Origin of the sequence: Actinomadura sp. NPDC047616, assembly GCF_040642915.1 — a bacterium.
Classification (GTDB): Bacteria; Actinomycetota; Actinomycetes; order Streptosporangiales; family Streptosporangiaceae; genus Spirillospora; species Spirillospora miaoliensis.
The window spans coordinates 1-1,833 of sequence record NZ_JBEYTB010000042.1 but is presented as its reverse complement, the minus strand read 5'-3'; the positions used below and the strand labels follow the sequence as shown (position 1 = coordinate 1,833).

Sequence of the window (1,833 nt, the reverse complement as noted above, 5' to 3'; positions counted from 1 at the left end):
TGTGTGTCAAGCCACTCGGCCTATTAGTACCAGTCCACTCCACACCTCACGATGCTTCCATGCCTGGCCTATCAACCCAGTCGTCTACTGGAGGCCTTACCCCCACCCGAAGGCGGGGAGGGAGAACTCATCTCAGGGAAGGCTTCCCGCTTAGATGCTTTCAGCGGTTATCCCGACCGAACGTAGCCAACCAGCCATGCCCCTGGCGGGACAACTGGCACACCAGAGGTCCGTCCGTCCCGGTCCTCTCGTACTAGGGACAGACCCCCATCAATTCTCCAACGCGCACAGCGGATAGGGACCGAACTGTCTCGCGACGTTCTAAACCCAGCTCGCGTGCCGCTTTAATGGGCGAACAGCCCAACCCTTGGGACCTACTCCAGCCCCAGGATGCGACGAGCCGACATCGAGGTGCCAAACCATCCCGTCGATATGGACTCTTGGGGAAGATCAGCCTGTTATCCCCGGGGTACCTTTTAGCCGTTGAGCGACATCGCTTCCACACGCCGATGCCGGATCACTAGGCCCTGCTTTCGCACCTGCTCGACCTGTCAGTCTCACAGTCAAGCTCCCTTGTGCCCTTGCACTCACCACCTGATTACCAACCAGGCCGAGGGAACCTTTGGGCGCCTCCGTTACTCTTTGGGAGGCAACCGCCCCAGTTAAACTACCCACCAGGCACTGTCCCCCACCCGGATACACGGGCGCGGGTTAGACGCTCAATGCGACCAGAGTGGTATTTCACCAACGACTCCACGAATACTGGCGTACCCGCTTCACAGTCTCCCACCTATCCTACACAAGACACACCAAACGCCAATGCCAAGCTATAGTGAAGGTCCCGGGGTCTTTCCGTCCTGCTGCGCGAAACGAGCATCTTTACTCGTACTGCAATTTCACCGGGCCTGTGGTTGAGACAGCGGGGAAGTCGTTACGCCATTCGTGCAGGTCGGAACTTACCCGACAAGGAATTTCGCTACCTTAGGATGGTTATAGTTACCACCGCCGTTTACCGGCGCTTAGATTCTCAGCTTCGACCCCCAAAGAGATCTAACCGGTCCTCTTAACGTTCCGGCACCGGGCAGGCGTCAGTCCGTATACCGCGTCTTACGACTTCGCACGGACCTGTGTTTTTAGTAAACAGTCGCTTCCCCCTGGCCACTGCGACCACACCCAGCTCCCACCGCAAGGGCGTTCACCAGACGTGGCCCCCCTTCTCCCAAAGTTACGGGGGCAATTTGCCGAGTTCCTTAACCACAGTTCACCCGAACGCCTCGGTATTCTCTACCTGACCACCTGAGTCGGTTTAGGGTACGGGCCGCCAGTACACTCGCTAGAGGCTTTTCTCGGCAGCACGGGATCACTCACTTCACCTAAAACGGCTCGGCATCACCTCTCACCCTTACGTGGTGTGCGGATTTGCCTACACACCGGGCTACAGGCTTACCCCAGGTCAACCACCGCCTGGGCTGAGCTACCCTCCTGCGTCACCCCATCACTCACCTACTACCGCATCGGGTCCCACGCTCCCCCAAGAAACAAGCCCGAAGGCTCGTAACCGGGTTCGGATGGTTAGCATCAACGGCCTCGGCGTTGGCGCATACCAGCGGGTACGGGAATATCAACCCGTTGTCCATCGACTACGCCTGTCGGCCTCGCCTTAGGTCCCGACTTACCCTGGGCGGATCAGCCTGCCCCAGGAACCCTTGGTCATCCGGCGCACACGTTTCTCACGTGTGAATCGCTACTCATGCCTGCATTCTCACTCCCACACCCTCCACCATAGGATCACTCCACGGCTTCACCGGATGCAGGACGCTCCCCTACCCATCA

The 1,833-nt window shown here is 58.7% G+C and carries 1 rRNA gene; it reads right to left on the bottom strand.

What is annotated here, in order from left to right:
* Positions 1-2 precede the first annotated feature (2 nt).
* Positions 3-1,833, bottom strand: a 23S ribosomal RNA gene (locus ABZ801_RS41560); the annotation flags it as partial.